We start from the raw sequence: 17,022 nt of genomic DNA on the forward strand, positions 1-17,022 counted from the left end.
GTGCCGACATGGTCTGGTTGAGCGGGAAATGGCGGCTGTGGGACCAGTTCGCGGTGCGTGGCGCGGGATTCCCCGCGGCGGGCGTGCTGAGGCTCGCGGAGGAAGGACTGGCGGCGGCCGCGGACCGGCTCGACGCGGGGCTGTCCGGTCCGGCGTGGGACGTGTTCGAGAAACAGTTCGCGACCACCGCCGTGGAAACGGCCGTCGAGCTCCAGGCGATCGCGTCCTCGCCGGGGTTCCGGGCCGCCGTCGAATGGCAGAATTCCACCATCTGGCGAACCGGTATCGAGTCCTTCCTCCGCTGGGAACCGTCGGTGGCCGGGCGGACCAGCAAACCCCGGCAGCGCGAAGAGCTGGTGGCGCAGTACTGGCAGCGGTTCTGCGTCAAGAACGACACGATCGGCTTCTTCGGCCCGGTGGGGTGGGGCCGCTGGGATGAGTCCGCGAGCGGCGTTCAGGTCGAGCCCGGTTCCGGGCTGATCACAACGTCGAACGTCTACTTCGCCAGTTGGGCGGTCGATGCGCTGGCTCGCGCGATCAGCGCCGATCCACGGTGCTTGAACTGGGTGGCGCCCCGCCGGGTGCCCTTCGTACGGGTGATCGGCGACCTGGCTCATCTGCCGGGCAGGTCACCTCAGATGATTCCCGCGGAACTCCGCCCCGTCCTCGAACGGTGCGACGGAGTCCGCTCCGCACAAGAGATCCAGCAGGAACTGGGGCCGACGATCGACGTGGCCGCCGCCGTGTCGGAACTGGTACGGCTCAAGGTCCTCGTCTGGCGGCTGGACGTCCCGGCGAGCGCGCGTCCCGAACGGTATCTGCGAACCTGGCTGGCGTCCGTCGGCGATACCGGTCTCCGCGAGCAGTGGCTCACGCGGCTGGACGAGCTGGAACGCGGTCGTGAGCGAGTCCGGACGTCGTCCGCCGCGGAACTGCCCGCTGAACTGGCCTCGCTGGAGAGCGACTTCACGACGATGACCGGTGCGGCGGCCACCCGCGCCAAGGGCACGAACACCGCCCCGTGCCGCGGTCTGGTCTATTCCGACTGTGTCCGGGCGGCGCGGGCGCGGCTCGGCACCGCCATGCTGGCCGACCTCTCGCCGATCGACCTGCTGCTGACCAGCGCGACCTGGTTGACCGCGCGGCTCGCCGACACCGTGCTGGGCCACGCACGGCGGGTCCACACCGGACTCGCGGCGGCAGGGCCCGTCGACCTGGCCGCGTTCTGGTTCGCGTGCATGCCGATCCTGCACGGTTCGGCGGTGGCCGAGGCCGCGGCACTCCGCCGGGAGCTGTCCACTCGATGGGCGCGCGTCCTCGACGTCCCCGACGGCGCCCGGCGCGTCCGGTTGTCCAGTGTGGACATCGCGGACCGCGTGCGGGACGAGTTCGGCGATCCGGCCCCCGGCTGGGGCATGGCCCGCTACCTCAGCCCCGACCTGTTCATCGTCCCCGGCACCGAGACCGAGTGGGTGCTCGGCGAACTGCACGTCGCGTCGAACACCCTCGGTGCTTCGCTGTTCGTCAACCAGCACCCGGCGTCCGATGAACTGCTCGACGAGACCGCGGCCGACTTCCCCGGCCCGCGGCTGCTGCCGATGCTGCCCAAGGAACACAAGTCCCGGCTCTCCGCCCGGATCCGCTACACGTTGGACCGGCCGGAGGACTACTACGTGGCCCTGGTCGACCAGACCGTCGCTCCCGAGCGCGAGCGGGCGGTGCTGAGCGCCGACGTACTGGTGGAAGCGCGCGGGGACCGGCTGGTGGCCGTGTTACCCGACGGCGCCGAGTTCGACGTGCTGGACGCGTTCGGTCACGTGCTGACCACGCTGGCGATGGACTCGTTCCGGATCATGCCCGACACGGACCATTCGCCGCGGGTGACGGTGGACAAGCTGGTGGTGGCCCGGGAGTCGTGGTCGGTTCCGGTGGAATCCCTGAGTTTCGTCTCGGAGAAGTCGGAGGCTCGGCGCTTCGTACGGACTCGCCGGTGGCGTGACGAATTGAGACTTCCGAGGTTCGTGTTCGTGGTTTCGCCGGGGGAGCCGCGTCCGTTCTATGTGGACTTCGACGCGCCGGTGTATGTGAACATCTTCGCGAAAGCCATGCGGCGACTTGCCAGTCAGGATCCGGGTGGCCGGTTGTCGATCACGGAGATGTTGCCGTCGCCCGAGCAGGCGTGGCTGACCGACGACAAAGGGAATCGGTACACTTCCGAACTGCGTTTCGTCGCCGTGCACCGCTGACCTCCGGGAGAATTCCCGGTCGGTTTTTCTGCGCTTTCTTCCCTGCGAAAGCCTACTGTCGCCCGTCAGGCTGAGTGCATGCTGATCCTGTCCCACAGTGATGTCCGGAAAATCCTCGACGGTGCGGAGCAAGAAGTGCTGGAGGCCGTGCGCACGGCCTATGTTCTGCACACCCAAGGCCGGTCCGCCGTTCCGCATTCGGTGTTCCTGCGGTTCCCCGGCGACGAGCGCAACCGGATCATCGCGCTTCCCGCTTTCCTGGACACACCCGAGACGCCGGTCGCCGGCGTCAAGTGGGTGTCGTCGTTCCCCGGCAACGTCCAAGCCGGGATGGACAGGGCGTCGGCGGCGATCATCCTCAACTCGATGCGGACCGGCCATCCCGAGGTGTTCCTCGAAGGGGCGACCATCTCGGCACGGCGCACCGCGGCCAGTGCCGCGGTCGCCGCCGCCACCCTCGGCGCGACCGGCTCCGGGGTGTCCTTCGTCGGAACCGGCGTGATCAACTTCGAGGTCCTGTCGTTCCTGCGTGCCCTGTATCCCGAACTGGACTCGGTGACGGTGTTCGACCTCGACCAGGCGCGGGCCACCGCTTTCGCGGATCGGTGCACCACCCGCTGGCCGGAGATGAAGGTCGACGTCGCCACCGGAGTCGAGGACGCCCTCGCCGCACATCCGCTGGTGTGCCTGGCGACCAGCGCCACGGTCCCGCATCTGGACGTCTCGCGCTGCCGGCCGGGAGCGTTGATCCTGCACTTGTCGCTGCGCGACCTCACCCCGGAGACGATCCTGGCGAGCACCAACATCGTCGACGACGCCGACCACGTCTGCCGGGCCGCCACGTCACTGCATCTCGCGGAGCAGCGGACGGGCAATCGTGACTTCATCGCCCACTCGCTCGGCGAACTCCTCCTCGACGGCGATCGATACCGGCGAAACCCGGACGCGCTGACGGTCTTCTCGCCTTTCGGTCTCGGCGCGCTGGACCTCGCGCTCGCGGATCTCGTCCACCGGCGTGCCCGCGAACGCGGCCTGGGCACCCACGTTCCGGACTTCCTCTCCTAGTCGGCGGATTCCGTGGGCAGAGCCGCCGATCAGAGCGGGGTAAGGAGCGAGCCTGCGCCGTCCCGGACAGCGCTACCGCGTCTTGCCTGGTCAGGCGGTATTTGTCCGGGCTGTCGGACAAACCACCCGACCAGCCGATCCCTCGCCCGTGGGTGTTCCGCCACGCTGGGACGGTGAGCGGGGACCGGGGCCGGCCGGAGTCAGCGCGGGATGTCGCGGAGTTCTCTGAGCTCCTGCGGTCACTAAAACGGAATTCCGGTCGCACTTTGCGAGAATTGGAGCAACACGCGGCCGAAGAGGGTGCCGTCCTTCCTCGCAGCACCGTCGCCGACATGCTGCGCCGTGACGCGCTTCCCCGGCCGGAACTGCTGGCGGTGTTCGTCCGTGCGTGCGGCGACGAACGGCATCTGGCGGAGTGGTTGAGCACCCGCGAACGCCTGGCCGTCGGACCCCACCCCGACCCAACGCCGCCGGACCCGGCGGCCGAGCTCGAGACGAAGGCCGTCTCGCCGCGGCGGTCCTCGTGACGGCGGCGGTGTGGTGGTGGCGCACCGGAACGGACGACAGGAACGCCGACACCCCACCCCACTTCGAGGCGCTACCTCTGACCCTGGCGGGCGGCTGGGCCGGATACACGTGGCGAGCACCCCGGACTTGTGCGTGACCGAAGGCCGCGAGCACACCGGGCATTACGGCTCCGCCATCGCGGTCCTGCGTCCCTGCACCCAGCGAGGACTGCCGCGGATGGTCATCCAGCCCGTCGGCACCGAGCTGGCCACCATCAAGTGGGAACACCCCGCCTACCAGGTCATGGGCTGCCTCACCGTCCTGCACATCCAACCCGTCGAGAACATGCTCGAACCGCAGGAGAAATGCGACAACAGCGACCCGGACCAGCTCTTTCGGATCGAACGCGTCCGCGACCGGAGCTACCGGCTTCGCACTCCTGACACCGGCTTGTGCCTGGGACTACGCGACAACCTCATCGCGGTAGACACCGAAGCCCTCCGTAAACCCTGTGCCACGGAACCCGACCAGGAATTCCTCATCGAACTCAACATCGACGGGTGACCCGCCGACCGGGAGCTGCACGTCACGGCGTTCCAACGCGCAGCTGACGAACCTGAGGCACGGACCGATTCTGTCGATCGGCTGTCAATGCCGGTGCTCACCTTGAGGAATCGCCGATATTCCGCTATTCACTCCATTCTTTTCCGCTGAGCGGGAAAAGGAACCATTTCATGGCCGGCCAGGTGAATGTTAGGCTTTGCCGTCTTCCAACGAACGTGGAGTAAATCATGCGATTCGGCAAAACCGTCTTATCGTTCCTGCTGGCATCGCTTGCCCTCGTGGCGAGCAGTCAATTCTCTTCCGCCGCGGCTAGTGGCGAGATCGAGCTTTACTCCGGTGTCGGTTATACGGGATCGTCCTTGCATGTTCCGCCGCAGCCTCAATCCTGCACGGATGCACCTTTCGCCGTCCGCTCCGTCACGAACCTCACCAATGCCGACCTTTTCCTCTTCAGGGAGCCGGGCTGCCAGGGCGGCGCGTACGCCGTCACCTCCTTGCATCAGTCCGCGAACACGCTGGTGCCCTACCGTTCTTACCTGGTGAAATAACGCTTGGCCTACGAAGGAGGGCGGCCGCTTCGGCGGCTGCCCTCCTTTTGATCTTGGAGAGCTCAGAGCGGTTCGGCGTTGGGCCGACGCCGGGCTGGTCGACCGCGGCGAACAGATCCAGTCACGGCGTACCTGGCGGCGATGGTGCGGACGGCCTCGTCGACTACCTGACCGACGCGTTCGGCGCTCACCTCCCAGCCCGGCACCAGGAGTGTCGGCCAGAAGACGTAGTTGGAGATCATGCCCAGGAACTGGGTGGCTGCGAGGTCCACGTCCTCGATCCGCACCGTTCCCGCCTCGTGCTCAGCCAGGAGGTAGTCGCGTACGGACTCGAAGTAGGGCATCTTCCCGTGCGAGAACTGCGCATGGGCGAGCTCAGGGAACCGCGGCAGCTCGGCGATGACGATCCGGAACAGGTCGGTCATCTGGGCACGGCCCAACAGCTCGGCGTAACGACGGCCGATGATGCCGAGCCCGTCGACGACGTTGCCCGCCGGCGGCGGATCCTCCTCGTCGGCTGTTGACCAGGACTCGGTCACGATGGCGTCGAACAGGGCGGCTTTAGTCGGAAACTGCTTGAACAAGGTGGCCCGCGAAACGCCCGAGCGCTCCGCGATCCGCGCCAGCGACGTCCGGTCGTAGCCCAACTCGAGAAACAGTGCGGTCGCGGCCGTCACGATCAGCGCGCGCTTCTCCTGGGCGACGCGCTGGTGGTACGTCGTCACGACTCCGCTCATGGGCCAAGCATACGAGGTGAGTGGCTTGACTCGCCACTGCCGCCGACCTAATGTCGGGATGGTGAGTCGCCCGGCTCACCAGTGGCCGCCGTTGATCACTGCTGATCCCGGTCATTCATCCACGTATCGAAGGAACATCTGATGCCCCGCTTCGACAATCAGACCGTGCTCGTGACCGGTGGGACCGGCGGTCAGGGCTCGAGCCACGTGCGCGCCTTTCACGCGGAGGGAGCGAACGTGGTGATCGGTGACATCGACGCGGAACGCGGCGCCGATCTCGCCGACGAACTCGGGATCCGCGCTCGCTTCGCCCGCCTTGACGTTAGCGACGAGAGCTCGTGGTCCGCCGCTGTGCTAGCCGCCGAGAGCGCCTTCGGCGCCCTGAACGTGCTCGTCAACAACGCGGGCGTGCAGAACCCGCCCGCAACAATCGAAAGCACGGACCAGGCCACGTGGTCGCGCATCCTCGACATCAACCTCACCGGGACCTTCCTCGGCATCAAGGTCGCAGCCCCCGCTCTGCGCCGCGCGGCAGGGGGAGCCATCGTCAACATCTCCTCGACCATGGGCCTGGGCGGCACGGCTCACTACGCGCCGTACGTCGCCAGCAAATGGGCCGTGCGAGGCCTCACGCAAACGGCAGCACTCGAACTCGGCCGTGACCGAATCCGGGTGAACAGCATCCACCCCGGCGTGATCGCGACCTCCTTCATCCACGAACCGGCAGCCGGCGCCACCGCGGCAATCGCCGACTTCTACTCACCCGAGCCGTTTGCCATCCCCCGGCTCGGAGAACCGGCCGACGTCACCCGGCTGCTTCTGTTCCTCACGTCATCGGACGCCTCGTTCATCACGGGGTCGGAGTACGTCATCGACGGTGGACTCCTCCTCGGCCCCGCCCTTCAGGCCGAGGCCGCGTGAGCACTCCAGGCACGAACGACTTCGCACGGGGCGCATCCGTGTCCCGCCTGCCCGACCACATCCGACGAGCCATCGAGATCACCCCCGCCGCGGGCACCGGGGAACGGATCATCGACATCACGACGCTGGGGCGCCGCACCGGCCGAGCACGCCGCATCGAGATCTTCTTCTACCGAGCCGCCGGCACCACTTACCTGTGCAGCGGTGCCGGCGGTGCCGCCACCGATTGGCATGCGAACCTGCTCGCCAATCCCGACTTCACCTTCCACCTCAAGAACGGGATCCGTGCGGATCTGCCCGCACGGGCCGCACCAGTCACCGACCCGGCTGAACGTCAGGCCGTGCTGGCGGAGATCGTGGCCGATCTCAATCAGCCCCACGACCCCGGCACCATCCGGCCGACTCGGCTCGAAGACTGGGCCGGCAGCCGGCTGATGCGCATCAGCTTCCGCCATCGGCCGTGATCCCGGATCCCGCCGGCGCGGTTGCCGCCGCACAGGTGTCCTAAGCCTGCCCAGTCATTTCTGCTCAAGTCCGTCGCGTGTGGAGGAGGTTCTGCCAGCGGGCTTCGATTTCCGTCTGTGAGGTGAGCGGGCGAAGGTCGGGATCGAACATCGAACCGAACTCCTGCCGCGTGGTCGTCCATGGGATCCCCGCCGCGTCGTCCAGGATCCACATGAGTCGCAGCGGAGACAGTCGAAACGTTTCGTATGCCCGGAGGAACTCGATCAGTTCGAGGAGGTCGCATCCGCGGTCGACCATCCGGTTGACCGCGCTTGCCGCGGAGTCCATGTGCCCAGCCTCTGCTGTGTGAGTACGACTTCGACGTCAGGATATGTCTCCGGGGTCACGGGCTTTCAGTCGAAGTCGCCGTCGGCGTCGCTGTCACCGTTGCTGTCGAAGCCACGGTCGCTCTCGGCACGCCCGCCGCTGCTGTGCGGCCCTTCGGGGAATCCGGCGATCGCCGCACCCGCGCTTGTCAGTCCCAGGACGCCGTAGACCAGCCCGAGCAGGATGCGGGTGAAGATATTGGTGGTGGGCTCGCCCGCGCCGTTCATGAAGACGACGTCACCTGTCACGGTCAGCACGGCGAAGACCGTCAGGCCGACCCCGAACAGGAACCCGGCTACGCGGCCCATCAGACCCCAGAAGCTCACAGCGTGCTTCTGTCCCTTGGACATGGCCACGACGCTACGTGGAGTCCAACGCCCAGGGCACCGCTGACCGGAGTCCGGGGACCAAACGGAGGGGGCGTTTGAGGCTCTCACCTGAGCCTCAAACGCCCCCTCCGAGACCTGCCTGACGGGTCGGCCGGTCAGGCCATCGGCGGCTGGTCGCGCCACCAGCGCTGTCCGGCTTCGGGCAGCGTGGAGATCGGGTCGTAGTACGGGTAGCGACGCTGCAAGGCCTCGGGGTCCTCGTGTTCGATCCCGGTCCGGTAGTTCTTGGTCCAGTAGGAGATGCCGAGTTCGCGGTCGTAGTCGGCGAGCTGGTGCACCCACCGCTTCCCGACGTAAGGCACGTCGCAGACAATGCGCGGGGTCGCGTAACCCGGCAGGTAGCCCATGATCGAGTGCTGGAGTTCCTGCGCCTCGTGCACGGAAACGCGCCAGTGCTCGGCGTTCGGGATCATGTCGCACATGTAGAAGTAGTACGGCAGGATGCTCGCTTCGCCTTGCAGCGCGAAGCAGAGGTCCAGCAGGTCCGCCGGCGTCGCGTTGACGCCCTTCATCAGCACGCCTTGGTTGCGCACGTCGCGGACGCCGACGTCGAGCGCGGTCCGGGCGGCTTCGGCGACCAGCGGGGTGACCGACTGGGCGTGGTTGACGTGGGTGTGGATCGCGAGGTTGACGCCGCGGCGCTGGGCGGTGCCGGCGACGCGTTCGAGGCCCTCGACGACCTTCGGTTGGATCCAGTGCTGCGGCAGGGCGGCGAGCGCCTTGGTGGCGAGCCGGATGTCGCGGACGGTGTCGATGTCCATCAGCCGCATCAGGAACGACTCCAGCTGCGGCCACGGCACGTTGGCGACGTCGCCACCGGAGACCACGACGTCACGGACGCCGGGGGTCTTCTTCAGGTACTCGATCATCGCGTCCTGGCGGTCGACCGGCTTGAGCGAGAGCTTGTGCTTCTCGATCTGCTCGGTGGAGTTGCCGACCAGGTCCATCCGGGTGCAGTGCCCGCAGTACTGGGGGCAGGTGGAGATCATCTCGGCGAGGACCTTGGTGGGGTAGCGGTGGGTCAGCCCCTCGACGACCCACATCTCGGCCTCGTGCAGCGAGTCCCGTTCGGAGTGCGGGTGGCTCGGCCATTCGGTGTCGCGGTCGCTGCGCACCGGGAGCATGTAGCGGCGGATCGGGTCGGCGTACCAGGCCTCGGTCACCTTCGCCGGGTCGGTGCCCGCGTTGGGCGCCATCGTGTTGATCATCTGCGGCGGCAGCAGCATCGACATCGTGGCCATCTCGCGCTGGTCGGCGAGCATGTCCTCGTAGAAGCGCTCCTCGAGCTGGTCGCCCATCAGGGCGCGCAGTTGCTTGGCGTTGCGGATGCAGTGCACGCGCTGCCACTGCGCGTCACGCCACTCTGCCTCGGTCACGTCGTGCCAGCCGGGGAAGCGGCGCCAGTCGGGTTCGATCAGCTCGACTCGGGTGTAGTCGTAGGGCTGATCGTAGGCGGCCACCGGCGAGGTCGGTTCCTGGATCGCAGTCACTTGTACTCCTCGTCGTCGGAAACGCGTGAAAATATCCTGTCACATCGTTCCAACGACGTAAATATTCCTGTCTGGCTTGGAGTGTCAGGCGGACACTGCCTCCTGCTTCGGATCACTCCGAAGGTGTTCGACGACAGCGATTCCGGCGATCAAGACGGCGGCGAGAAGCAGCAGACCGGCGGAGTATCCGAGGCGATGAACCGCTTCAAGCCGGGTCGATGGCGCGTTCTGATCGCGAACGCCGACCGCCGTCATCGCCTCGGCGCCGCCGAGCACCAGCACCGAGGACAGCGGCCCGAGCACGGGTACGACTACACCGTCCTCAGCGAGACGAGGGCCGGTCGTGACGATCACCGCGACGACGGTGGCGCACAGCAGCGCCAGCAGCAGCGCGCCAGGGATCACCGCGTCGCGGTCGATCAGCTTCTCCGGCACCCCGCCGGTCCCCAGGTCCACGATGAACAGCACGAGCGCGGACACCACGGCCCCGCCGACCGCGAACTGCACCCTCCAGCGCGTCGCCCCCACCAGGCAACCGGCGGCGACACCGACCGCGGCCGCCAGCCAGCTCAGCACCGGCTGGAACGCCACCGAGTACACCGCCAGCAGCAGTGGCGCCATCGCACCGACCTGCACACTCGCCGACGTCGCGGCGGCGAAGAACGCCCGCGATCCGGCGATCGCGCACGCGATGACCCCACCGACGAGCACGATCAGCCCGCCGATGGCCACGACGACGTCCGGATGCCTGCCGATCGATTCGACCGGCAGCTCCAGGACCTCACTGATCTTCACCACGTCCACCGCCTGCAACGCCATGGGCAGCAGCACCGCCAGGATCGCGGCGGCCGCGAACCGGGGCGTCAGCGGACGCGGCTCGGGCCATTCCGGGGCCCGCGCACGGGCACTGCGGGTGACAACGGCCAGTAGGGCTCCGGCCACGCTCAACGCGGTGAGGACCAGGTGCCAGACCAGACCGCCGGGCGTGAGCATGAGCCACGACGCGCCCGCCAGGCTCGCGGCGAACAGCTGCGTCCCGACGGTGAGCCCGATGACCACGAGCCCCGCCACGCGAGCGCCCCGCCTCAGGAGATCCTGTGCGGCGGCGAGCACGGCCAGCAGCACCACCGGCGGCCCGGCCAGCGCGACGATCGACAACGACGGATGCGCGCCCAGGTCCGGGAACAGATGCACGAGCGCGGTCGGCAGGGACAGCACGGCTCCCGCCACCAGCAGCCACGGCCACCATCTGGTCAGGAACACGGCGGCGAGCACCGCGACGAGCGGCAGCAGTGAGACCGCCACCAGGTCGGACGGCAGGCTCCGCGGCGCGGCCAGCGCGATGAGCGGCCGCAGGATCGAGGTGTCCCGCACGGCGGTGAAAGTGACCACCGCGCCCAGCCCCAAGGCCGCCGACAACGTGGTCCCGACGATGGATCGATCAGCTCCCCAGCTCATTTCATCGACCCTAATCACGTCGTGACCATCCGCACGCTGCAAACTCGGAAGGGTGACCAACGCGCGAACCACGCTCCTGCTCGGCGGGCGCATATACAGCCCCTCGGCCCCCGACGCCACCGCCATGGCGATCACCGACGGCACCGTCGTCTGGGTGGGCCAGGACGGCCCGGCCAAAGCACTGCATCCCGACGCCGAGGTGGTCGAGCTCGACGGCGCTTTCGTCGCTCCCGCCTTCGTCGACGCGCATGTCCACGCCACTGCCACCGGCCTGCACCTGACCGGGCTGAACCTCGCGAACATCCGCAGCGCTGGCGAACTCCTGTCCGCGGTCCGTGACGCCGCCCGGCCCGGCCAGGTGCTGGTCGCGCACGGCTGGGACGAGTCGCGTTGGACCGACGGCAGGCTGCCCAGCCGCGCGGAGATCGACGAGGCGGCCAACGGGACCCCGGTCTACCTGAGCCGGGTCGATGTCCACTCCGCACTCGTCTCCAGCGCCCTCGTCGCCCTGACCACCGGAGTACACGACGCGCCGGGCTGGTCGCCTGACGGACCGCTGACCCGCGACGCGCACCATCTCGTCCGTGCCGCGATGCGCGAGGCGATCTCCCCTCAACAGCGACGCGAGGCGCAGCGCGCCTTCCTCGCCGAAGCCGCTGCCCGCGGGGTCGTCAGCGTCCACGAATGCGCGGGCCCGGACATCTCCGGCGCCGACGACCTCACCGACCTGCTCGCCCTCGCCGCGGAACCGGGACTGCCGGAAGTGGTCGGCTACTGGGGTGAACGCGGCGGCGTCGACACCGCCCGAAAGCTGGGTGCCAGGGGAGTGGCGGGCGACCTGTTCGTCGACGGCGCGCTCGGTTCCCGCACCGCCGCGCTGCACGAGCCGTACGCCGACGCCCACGGCACCTCCGGGACGCTCTACCTCGACGCCGCCGCGATCGGCGAGCACATCGGCGCCTGCACCGAGGCCGGAGTCCAGGCCGGTTTCCACGTCATCGGTGACGCCGCCGTCGCCGAGGTCGTCGAAGGATTCCGGCTCGCGGAGAAGACCGTCGGCCGTCGCGCGCTGGCCGCGCGGCACCACCGGCTAGAACACGTCGAGATGATCGACGCCGGCCAAGCACGGGAACTCGCCGGCTGGGGTGTGGTCGCGTCCGTCCAGCCGCAGTTCGACGCGGAATGGGGCGGCACGCACGGCATGTACGTCGACCGCCTCGGCGCCGAGCGGGCCCCCAAGCTCAACCCCTTCGCCGCCATGGCCGCCGAGGGGCTCCTGCTCGCCTTCGGCTCCGACGCACCGGTCACCCCGGTCGACCCGTGGGCCACTGTCCGCGCCGGGACGTACCACCGCACCCCAGGGTCGGGACTGTCCGCTCGTGCGTCCTTCACCGCCCACACCCGCGCCGGGCATCGCGCCGCCGGGGTCAACGACGGCGTCACCGGCAGCCTGGTCCCGGGCGCTCCCGCGCACTACGCGATCTGGGACGCCACGGACTTGGTCGTCGCCACCCCGGACTCGCGAGTGCAGCGCTGGTCGACCGACCCGCGGGCCGGCGTGCCACCGCTGCCGAACCTGGAAGAAGGGGCGACGCTGCCCCGTTGCCTGCGCACGGTCCGTGACGGGCAGGTCATCCACGATGTGTTCACCCGGACGGCCTAGGCTTCAGGCGTGTCCTCGACCGTGACGAACCCGGACCCCGAAGCAGCGCCCCGGAAGCGGTTCTCCCGCGCCTGGCTCCTGCGATTCCTCGTCGCCGCGGCGTCGGGTTTCACGCTGTACCTGAGTTTCGCGCCGCGTCCGCTGTGGTGGCTCGCGCCGCTGGCGTTCACCGGTTTCGCACTGGTGGTGCACGGACGCCGGTTCCGGGGCGCGTTCGGCTACGCATTCGTGTTCGGGATGGGGTTCTTCGTGCCACTGCTGACGTGGCTGCTGGACTTCCTCGGTCCCGATTTCGGGCCGTGGCCGTGGCTCGCGCTGTCGATGGCGCTGTCGGTGTACCTCGGTTTCGGCGGCGCATTCGCCACCGTGGTGTGGAGACTGCCACTGGGGCCGCTGTGGGCGGCGCTGGTGATCATCGCCCTGGAGACACCGCGGACCTGGTTCCCGTTCGGCGGTTTTCCGTGGGGCCGCGTGGCGTTCAGCCAGCCCGAGGGCGCGTTCCTCTCGCTGGCTTCGATCGGCGGCGCTCCGCTGGTCGGTCTCGCCGTCGTGCTGACCGGGCTCGGGCTCGCGGCACTGTGCCTGCGGCTCAAGGGAGCCGACCCGCGGCGTTCCCTCGTGGCCGCGTCGGTGCTGACGCTGGTGCCGGTGGTGGCGGGGCTCGCGGTGTGGCCCACGATCGGCACCGAGGCCCAGGACCGCGAACTCACCGTCGCCACGGTGCAGGGCAACGCCCCCGACATCGGCCTTGCGTTGGAAGGCCGCCGTGACGAACTCCGGAACAACCACCTCGCCGAGAGCGCCCGGCTGCTGGAGAAACTCAAGGCGGACAAGACCAAGGTCGATCTGCTGATCTGGCCCGAGACCGCGATGGCCATGCGCTCCGGTGACGCCGGTGTCGACCAGATGGTCCGCGACTACGGGACGCAGGCGATCATCGGGGCGCTGGTCCGGCTGCCCGACGGCTCGGCGCAGAACTCCGCGCTCGTCTGGGATCCGGCCACCGGCCCGGGCCAGCGCTATGCCAAGCAACAGCTGGTCCCGTTCGGCGAGTACGTCCCCGCTCGTGAAGTCGCGAAGCTGGTGACACCGTTCGTCGACAGCGTCGCGAACATGACCCCGGGTGACGGTGCCAACGCCGCCCTGTCGGTCGCGGGGACCAAGGTCGGCGTCTTCATCTGTTACGAGACGGCGTTCGACTACCCGGCTCGGGAATCGGTCGCCGACGGCGCGGAACTGCTCGTCGTGCCGACGAACAACGCCTGGTACGGACCGGGGGAGATGAGCTATCAGCAGCTGGCGATGTCGCGGCTGCGGGCTGTCGAGCACGGCCGCGCGGTGGTCGTCTCGGCCACCAGCGGAGTCAGCGCGATCGTCGCCCCCGACGGTTCGATCTCGGCCTCCACCAGCCTGTTCACCGCAGACTCCCTGGTGGGGCGCGTACCGCTGAGGCAGCAGACTACGCTGTCGGATCTACTCGGTGTAACTACGGAGTACGGGCTGCTGGCCCTGGCGATCGTCGGGGTTACCAGTGGGTACGTGATCCGTTTCCGCACCCGGCGCGCGAGCGCCGCCAAGGCAACGAGGGAAGCGGCGGGCTGACCCGCCGGAACACGGAGGAAAAGCGGATGGCGCAGGCGCCACGGGGGGCCCAGGGAATCGACCCGGTGCTGGTGGTGGTCCCGACGTACAACGAGCGGGACAACATCGGCCCGATCCTGGAACGCCTGCTGAAGGCTCTCCCGGACGTGAACGCCCTCGTCGTCGACGACGGCAGCCCTGATGGGACCGGCGATGTCGCCGACGAGCTCGCGAAGGCCGACGAGCGGATCCACGTCATGCACCGGACCGAGAAGGCCGGTCTGGGCGCCGCGTACGTCGCCGGATTCCGCTGGGGTCTCGCCAGGGACTACGCGACCATCGTCGAGATGGACGCCGACGGCTCGCACGCTCCGGAGGACCTTCCCCGGGTGCTGGCGGCTCTCGAGGACGCGGACCTGTCCATCGGCTCGCGCTACGTTCCGGGCGGCAGCACCGTGAACTGGCCGTTCCAGCGCAAGGCGCTGTCCTGGGTGGCGAACCTCTACGCGAGGATCGCGCTCGGCACGAAGATCAAGGACATCACCGCCGGTTTCCGCGCGTACCGTCGCACGGTGCTGGAGAAGCTCCCGCTCGACGAGATCGCCTCGCGCGGCTACTGCTTCCAGATCGACCTGGCGTTCCGCACGGCGCTCGCCGGGTTCGAGGTGGTCGAGGTGCCGATCACCTTCACCGAGCGTGAGGTCGGTCAGTCGAAGATGAGCGGTTCGGTCGTGCGTGAGGCGATCGTCCTGGTCGGCCTGTGGGGGCTCAAGCGTCGCTGGCAGCAGCTTCGCGGGCTGGCCAAGAAGGGCTGACGCCCAGCACGCTCACGCCGAGCTTCCCCAGTTCCTGCACCGTCGGTTCGTCCGGCGCCGCGTCGGTGATCACGCCCGCGACGTCGGACAGGGGAAGCACGGTGAAGGGCGAGGCCGCGCCGATCTTCTCAGAGCTAGCCAGTACGTAGGTGTCGGCGGCGCGTTTGGCGAGGGTGCGCTTCATCGCGGCCTCGTCCGAGTCGCCGGTGGTGAGGCCGGTCTCGGGGTGCACGCCGGTGACGCCGAGGAAGAACAGATCGGCGTTGATGCCCTCGGCCGCCTCCGCCGCGGCCGCTCCGCAGGTGACGGCGGAGTGCTTGAAAAGCCGTCCGCCGATCAGGAACACCTCGACCTTCGGATGCGTGACGAGCGCGGCCGCGACGGTGGGGCTGTGCGTGACGATCGTCGCTTCGAGGTCGGCGGGAAGTGCCTTCGCCAGCGCGAGCGCGGTCGTGCCGCCGTCGAGGATGACGGTCGACCCGAGCCGGATCAACGCTGCTGCACGTTTCGCGATGCGTTCCTTGCCCGCGACGCTGACCGCCATGCGTGTCGCATAGTCCGCGGTGGCGGGGGAAACCGGCAGAGCTCCGCCGTAGACCCGCTGACAGAGTCCGGCGTCCGCGAGTTCTCGCAGGTCACGGCGAATACTGTCCTCTGATACGCCGAGTTCGGCGGCGAGGTCCTTGGCCACGATCCGGCCGTCGGTCTTCAAGCGTTCCATCAGCAGGTCTCGTCGTTGCGCAGCCAACATGTGCACGTTCCTCCTTGTTTCTGCCGATTGTTGCACATTATGCTCCAGTGCATGAGCAAACCTCTGATGATCCTCATCGCCGGCCCGTTCCGCTCCGGCACCGGCGACGACCCCGAACTGCTCGCCCGCAACCTCGCCCGGCTCGAAGAGGCCGCCTGGCCGATCTTCCGCAGCGGACACGTGCCGATGATCGGCGAATGGGTCGCGCTCCCGGTGCTGCGCGGCGCCGGTGGGAAGACCGTGGCCGACCCGGTCGCCAAGGAGGTCATGTACCCGACGGCCGACCGGCTGCTGCACCACTGCGACGCCGTCCTGCGCCTGCCGGGCGAATCCACCGGCGCCGACCAGGACGTCGCCATCGCCCTGTCCCGCGGCTTGGCGGTCTATCACCGCATCGAAGACATCCCGGGCTATCAGGCCGCGTAGGGCCCAGCTGGTCGTGAGTGGTAAGTGGGGTTAGAACGACACTTGCCACTCACGACCCCCTGGACCGAATCGCCGCTCAGGCCGCCTGAAGTTCCGCCAGCACCGCCTTGATCGCCGGGCTGGCCTCGGCGCTGCGGCGCCACGCCGCGTGCACCTCGCGCGTCGGCGGGCGCCGCAGCGGCCGGGCGACGAGCCCCTCGGCCAAGGGCGGACGAGCCAGACGTGGGATCAGCGCGAGGACCTCGCCCGAAGAGACCAGCGACAGTTGCGTGGAGAAGTCGTCCACCAGATGCCGCACGTCGGGCTCCTCGGGAGAACCGGCGAACAGCCGCCGGAACCACTGATGGCAGACCGTGCCGGGCGGACTGGTCACCCACGCGTGCCCGGCCAGATCCGCACCGTCCAAAGGCGACTCGGCTCGGGCCAGCGCGTGGGTCTCGGCCATGACGACGTCGCCGAGGTCGGTGTGCACCAGGCGCCGGGACAAGGCGGGGGACAGCGGGGCTGGCAGGCCATCGGCGTCGTGCAGGAGCGCGAGATCGGCGGTTCCGGCGTCGACGCTGTGCAGTGCCTGGTCGGGATCCTGCTCGCTGATGAGCAAGCGGAGATCCGGATAGCGCGTCAGCAACCGCGGATGAACAGGGGCGAGCAGCCCGCGGATGCCCGTCGAGAACGCCACCACGCGCAGGACACCGCGCGGCGCACCCTCCGCGACCGACTGAGCGGCCTCGGCGCAACGCTCGAGCGCCTGGAACACCTCCAGCGAAGAGTCGACGACGGCCTGCCCGGCCGGGGTGAGCACGACTCCGCGTCCCGCCGGAGCGAGCACGGGCATCCCGATCTGGCGTTCCAGCCTTTTGATCTGCTGCGATACGGCGGAAGCGGTGAACCCCAGCTCGTCCGCCGCCCGCGCCAGCGTCCCCAGAGCGGCCACCGACCGCAGCGCTCGTAGCGCACCGACCTCGATCATGAAGCCAGGCTACGCAATACAGCCCAAAAAGCATCGCTGGACCATAGGTATCGACGCCGA

18 protein-coding genes are annotated in these 17,022 nt (G+C 68.7%); 11 read left to right on the forward strand and 7 right to left on the reverse strand.

The features are described 5' to 3' along the window. Positions 1–8: 8 nt before the first annotated feature. The 5 genes from B0293_RS31355 to B0293_RS31375 all read left to right on the forward strand — a co-directional run bounded on the left by B0293_RS31355 (position 9) and on the right by B0293_RS31375 (position 4,930). On the forward strand, positions 9–2,246 hold the full coding sequence (locus B0293_RS31355; RefSeq protein ID WP_005151398.1) for a lantibiotic dehydratase: 2,238 nt from the start codon (positions 9–11) through the stop codon (positions 2,244–2,246). A 78-nt stretch (positions 2,247–2,324) separates the two neighbouring features. Next, the gene (gene sbnB / locus B0293_RS31360; protein WP_005151395.1) at positions 2,325–3,311 is read left to right on the forward strand and encodes a 2,3-diaminopropionate biosynthesis protein SbnB; all 987 of its coding nucleotides are present in this window, start codon (positions 2,325–2,327) and stop codon (positions 3,309–3,311) included. 275 nt (positions 3,312–3,586) lie between these two features. Then, positions 3,587–3,838 (forward strand): hypothetical protein, encoded by a 252-nt coding sequence (locus B0293_RS31365; RefSeq protein ID WP_039915500.1) that lies wholly within the window; start codon positions 3,587–3,589, stop codon positions 3,836–3,838. Positions 3,839–3,971: 133 nt separating this feature from the next. Then, the gene (locus tag B0293_RS31370; RefSeq protein WP_052014267.1) at positions 3,972–4,382 is read left to right on the forward strand and encodes an RICIN domain-containing protein; all 411 of its coding nucleotides are present in this window, start codon (positions 3,972–3,974) and stop codon (positions 4,380–4,382) included. 227 nt (positions 4,383–4,609) lie between these two features. Next, the gene (locus B0293_RS31375) at positions 4,610–4,930 is read left to right on the forward strand and encodes a hypothetical protein (protein WP_039915497.1); all 321 of its coding nucleotides are present in this window, start codon (positions 4,610–4,612) and stop codon (positions 4,928–4,930) included. A 62-nt stretch (positions 4,931–4,992) separates the two neighbouring features. Here the strand turns inward: B0293_RS31375 and B0293_RS31380 are convergent, their stop codons facing one another. Then, positions 4,993–5,667 (reverse strand): TetR/AcrR family transcriptional regulator, encoded by a 675-nt coding sequence (locus B0293_RS31380; protein ID WP_052014265.1) that lies wholly within the window; start codon positions 5,665–5,667, stop codon positions 4,993–4,995. Positions 5,668–5,808: 141 nt separating this feature from the next. On the opposite strand from B0293_RS31380, the gene B0293_RS31385 reads away from it, so the two are divergent. Then, positions 5,809–6,588 (forward strand): glucose 1-dehydrogenase, encoded by a 780-nt coding sequence (locus tag B0293_RS31385; RefSeq protein WP_005151390.1) that lies wholly within the window; start codon positions 5,809–5,811, stop codon positions 6,586–6,588. Between the two features lie 38 nt (positions 6,589–6,626). Next, a complete protein-coding gene (locus B0293_RS31390; RefSeq protein ID WP_005151388.1) occupies positions 6,627–7,052 on the forward strand; it encodes a nitroreductase/quinone reductase family protein in 426 nt (141 codons plus the stop codon). Positions 7,053–7,116: 64 nt separating this feature from the next. Here B0293_RS31390 and B0293_RS31395 read toward each other — a convergent pair whose 3' ends face one another. The 4 genes from B0293_RS31395 to B0293_RS31410 all read right to left on the reverse strand — a co-directional run bounded on the left by B0293_RS31395 (position 7,117) and on the right by B0293_RS31410 (position 10,756). Further along, positions 7,117–7,380: a hypothetical protein gene (locus B0293_RS31395; protein ID WP_005151387.1), complete on the reverse strand. Its 264-nt coding sequence runs from the start codon at positions 7,378–7,380 to the stop codon at positions 7,117–7,119. Positions 7,381–7,445: 65 nt separating this feature from the next. Next, positions 7,446–7,769 carry a hypothetical protein gene (locus tag B0293_RS31400; RefSeq protein WP_039915495.1) on the reverse strand — a complete coding sequence of 108 codons (324 nt, stop codon included), beginning with the start codon at positions 7,767–7,769 and terminating at the stop codon, positions 7,446–7,448. A 134-nt stretch (positions 7,770–7,903) separates the two neighbouring features. Then, positions 7,904–9,298: a KamA family radical SAM protein gene (locus tag B0293_RS31405; protein ID WP_005151385.1), complete on the reverse strand. Its 1,395-nt coding sequence runs from the start codon at positions 9,296–9,298 to the stop codon at positions 7,904–7,906. Between the two features lie 84 nt (positions 9,299–9,382). After that, positions 9,383–10,756: a hypothetical protein gene (locus B0293_RS31410; protein WP_039915492.1), complete on the reverse strand. Its 1,374-nt coding sequence runs from the start codon at positions 10,754–10,756 to the stop codon at positions 9,383–9,385. 52 nt (positions 10,757–10,808) lie between these two features. On the opposite strand from B0293_RS31410, the gene B0293_RS31415 reads away from it, so the two are divergent. From B0293_RS31415 to B0293_RS31425, 3 genes are read left to right on the forward strand one after another with little or no spacing between them, the layout of a single operon-like run. Then, on the forward strand, positions 10,809–12,419 hold the full coding sequence (locus tag B0293_RS31415) for an amidohydrolase (RefSeq protein WP_005151383.1): 1,611 nt from the start codon (positions 10,809–10,811) through the stop codon (positions 12,417–12,419). A 9-nt stretch (positions 12,420–12,428) separates the two neighbouring features. After that, positions 12,429–14,021, forward strand: coding sequence for an apolipoprotein N-acyltransferase (gene lnt / locus B0293_RS31420; RefSeq protein WP_005151381.1), 1,593 nt, complete (start codon positions 12,429–12,431; stop codon positions 14,019–14,021). A 26-nt stretch (positions 14,022–14,047) separates the two neighbouring features. Then, complete coding sequence (locus tag B0293_RS31425; RefSeq protein ID WP_039915488.1) at positions 14,048–14,815, forward strand: polyprenol monophosphomannose synthase; 768 nt, start codon at positions 14,048–14,050, stop codon at positions 14,813–14,815. Here B0293_RS31425 and B0293_RS31430 read toward each other — a convergent pair. Then, positions 14,769–15,566: a DeoR/GlpR family DNA-binding transcription regulator gene (locus tag B0293_RS31430; protein ID WP_005151375.1), complete on the reverse strand. Its 798-nt coding sequence runs from the start codon at positions 15,564–15,566 to the stop codon at positions 14,769–14,771. The two genes, B0293_RS31425 and B0293_RS31430, sit on opposite strands and share 47 nt — an antisense overlap. 51 nt (positions 15,567–15,617) lie before the next feature. On the opposite strand from B0293_RS31430, the gene B0293_RS31435 reads away from it, so the two are divergent. After that, the gene (locus B0293_RS31435) at positions 15,618–15,992 is read left to right on the forward strand and encodes a DUF4406 domain-containing protein (protein WP_245191827.1); all 375 of its coding nucleotides are present in this window, start codon (positions 15,618–15,620) and stop codon (positions 15,990–15,992) included. Between the two features lie 76 nt (positions 15,993–16,068). Here the strand turns inward: B0293_RS31435 and B0293_RS31440 are convergent, their stop codons facing one another. Continuing rightward, positions 16,069–16,962 carry a LysR family transcriptional regulator gene (locus B0293_RS31440; RefSeq protein ID WP_005151368.1) on the reverse strand — a complete coding sequence of 298 codons (894 nt, stop codon included), beginning with the start codon at positions 16,960–16,962 and terminating at the stop codon, positions 16,069–16,071. Between the last annotated feature and the right edge of the window lie 60 nt (positions 16,963–17,022).

The sequence above is a fragment of the Amycolatopsis azurea DSM 43854 genome (assembly GCF_001995215.1).
Classification (GTDB): Bacteria; Actinomycetota; Actinomycetes; order Mycobacteriales; family Pseudonocardiaceae; genus Amycolatopsis; species Amycolatopsis azurea.

Bases quoted from the DNA above. Each gene is read 5' to 3' on its own strand.
- B0293_RS31375 (WP_039915497.1), top strand. From the start codon at position 4,610: ATGCGATTCGGCAAAACCGTCTTATCGTTCCTGCTGGCATCGCTTGCC.
- B0293_RS31385 (WP_005151390.1), top strand. From the start codon at position 5,809: ATGCCCCGCTTCGACAATCAGACCGTGCTCGTGACCGGTGGGACCGGC.
- B0293_RS31430 (WP_005151375.1), bottom strand. From the start codon at position 15,566: ATGTTGGCTGCGCAACGACGAGACCTGCTGATGGAACGCTTGAAGACC.
- B0293_RS31435 (WP_245191827.1), top strand. From the start codon at position 15,618: ATGAGCAAACCTCTGATGATCCTCATCGCCGGCCCGTTCCGCTCCGGC.
- B0293_RS31410 (WP_039915492.1), bottom strand. From the start codon at position 10,756: ATGAGCTGGGGAGCTGATCGATCCATCGTCGGGACCACGTTGTCGGCG.
- B0293_RS31355 (WP_005151398.1), top strand. From the start codon at position 9: ATGGTCTGGTTGAGCGGGAAATGGCGGCTGTGGGACCAGTTCGCGGTG.
- B0293_RS31425 (WP_039915488.1), top strand. From the start codon at position 14,048: ATGGCGCAGGCGCCACGGGGGGCCCAGGGAATCGACCCGGTGCTGGTG.
- B0293_RS31400 (WP_039915495.1), bottom strand. From the start codon at position 7,769: ATGTCCAAGGGACAGAAGCACGCTGTGAGCTTCTGGGGTCTGATGGGC.
- B0293_RS31395 (WP_005151387.1), bottom strand. From the start codon at position 7,380: ATGGACTCCGCGGCAAGCGCGGTCAACCGGATGGTCGACCGCGGATGC.
- B0293_RS31440 (WP_005151368.1), bottom strand. From the start codon at position 16,962: ATGATCGAGGTCGGTGCGCTACGAGCGCTGCGGTCGGTGGCCGCTCTG.
- B0293_RS31380 (WP_052014265.1), bottom strand. From the start codon at position 5,667: ATGAGCGGAGTCGTGACGACGTACCACCAGCGCGTCGCCCAGGAGAAG.
- sbnB (WP_005151395.1), top strand. From the start codon at position 2,325: ATGCTGATCCTGTCCCACAGTGATGTCCGGAAAATCCTCGACGGTGCG.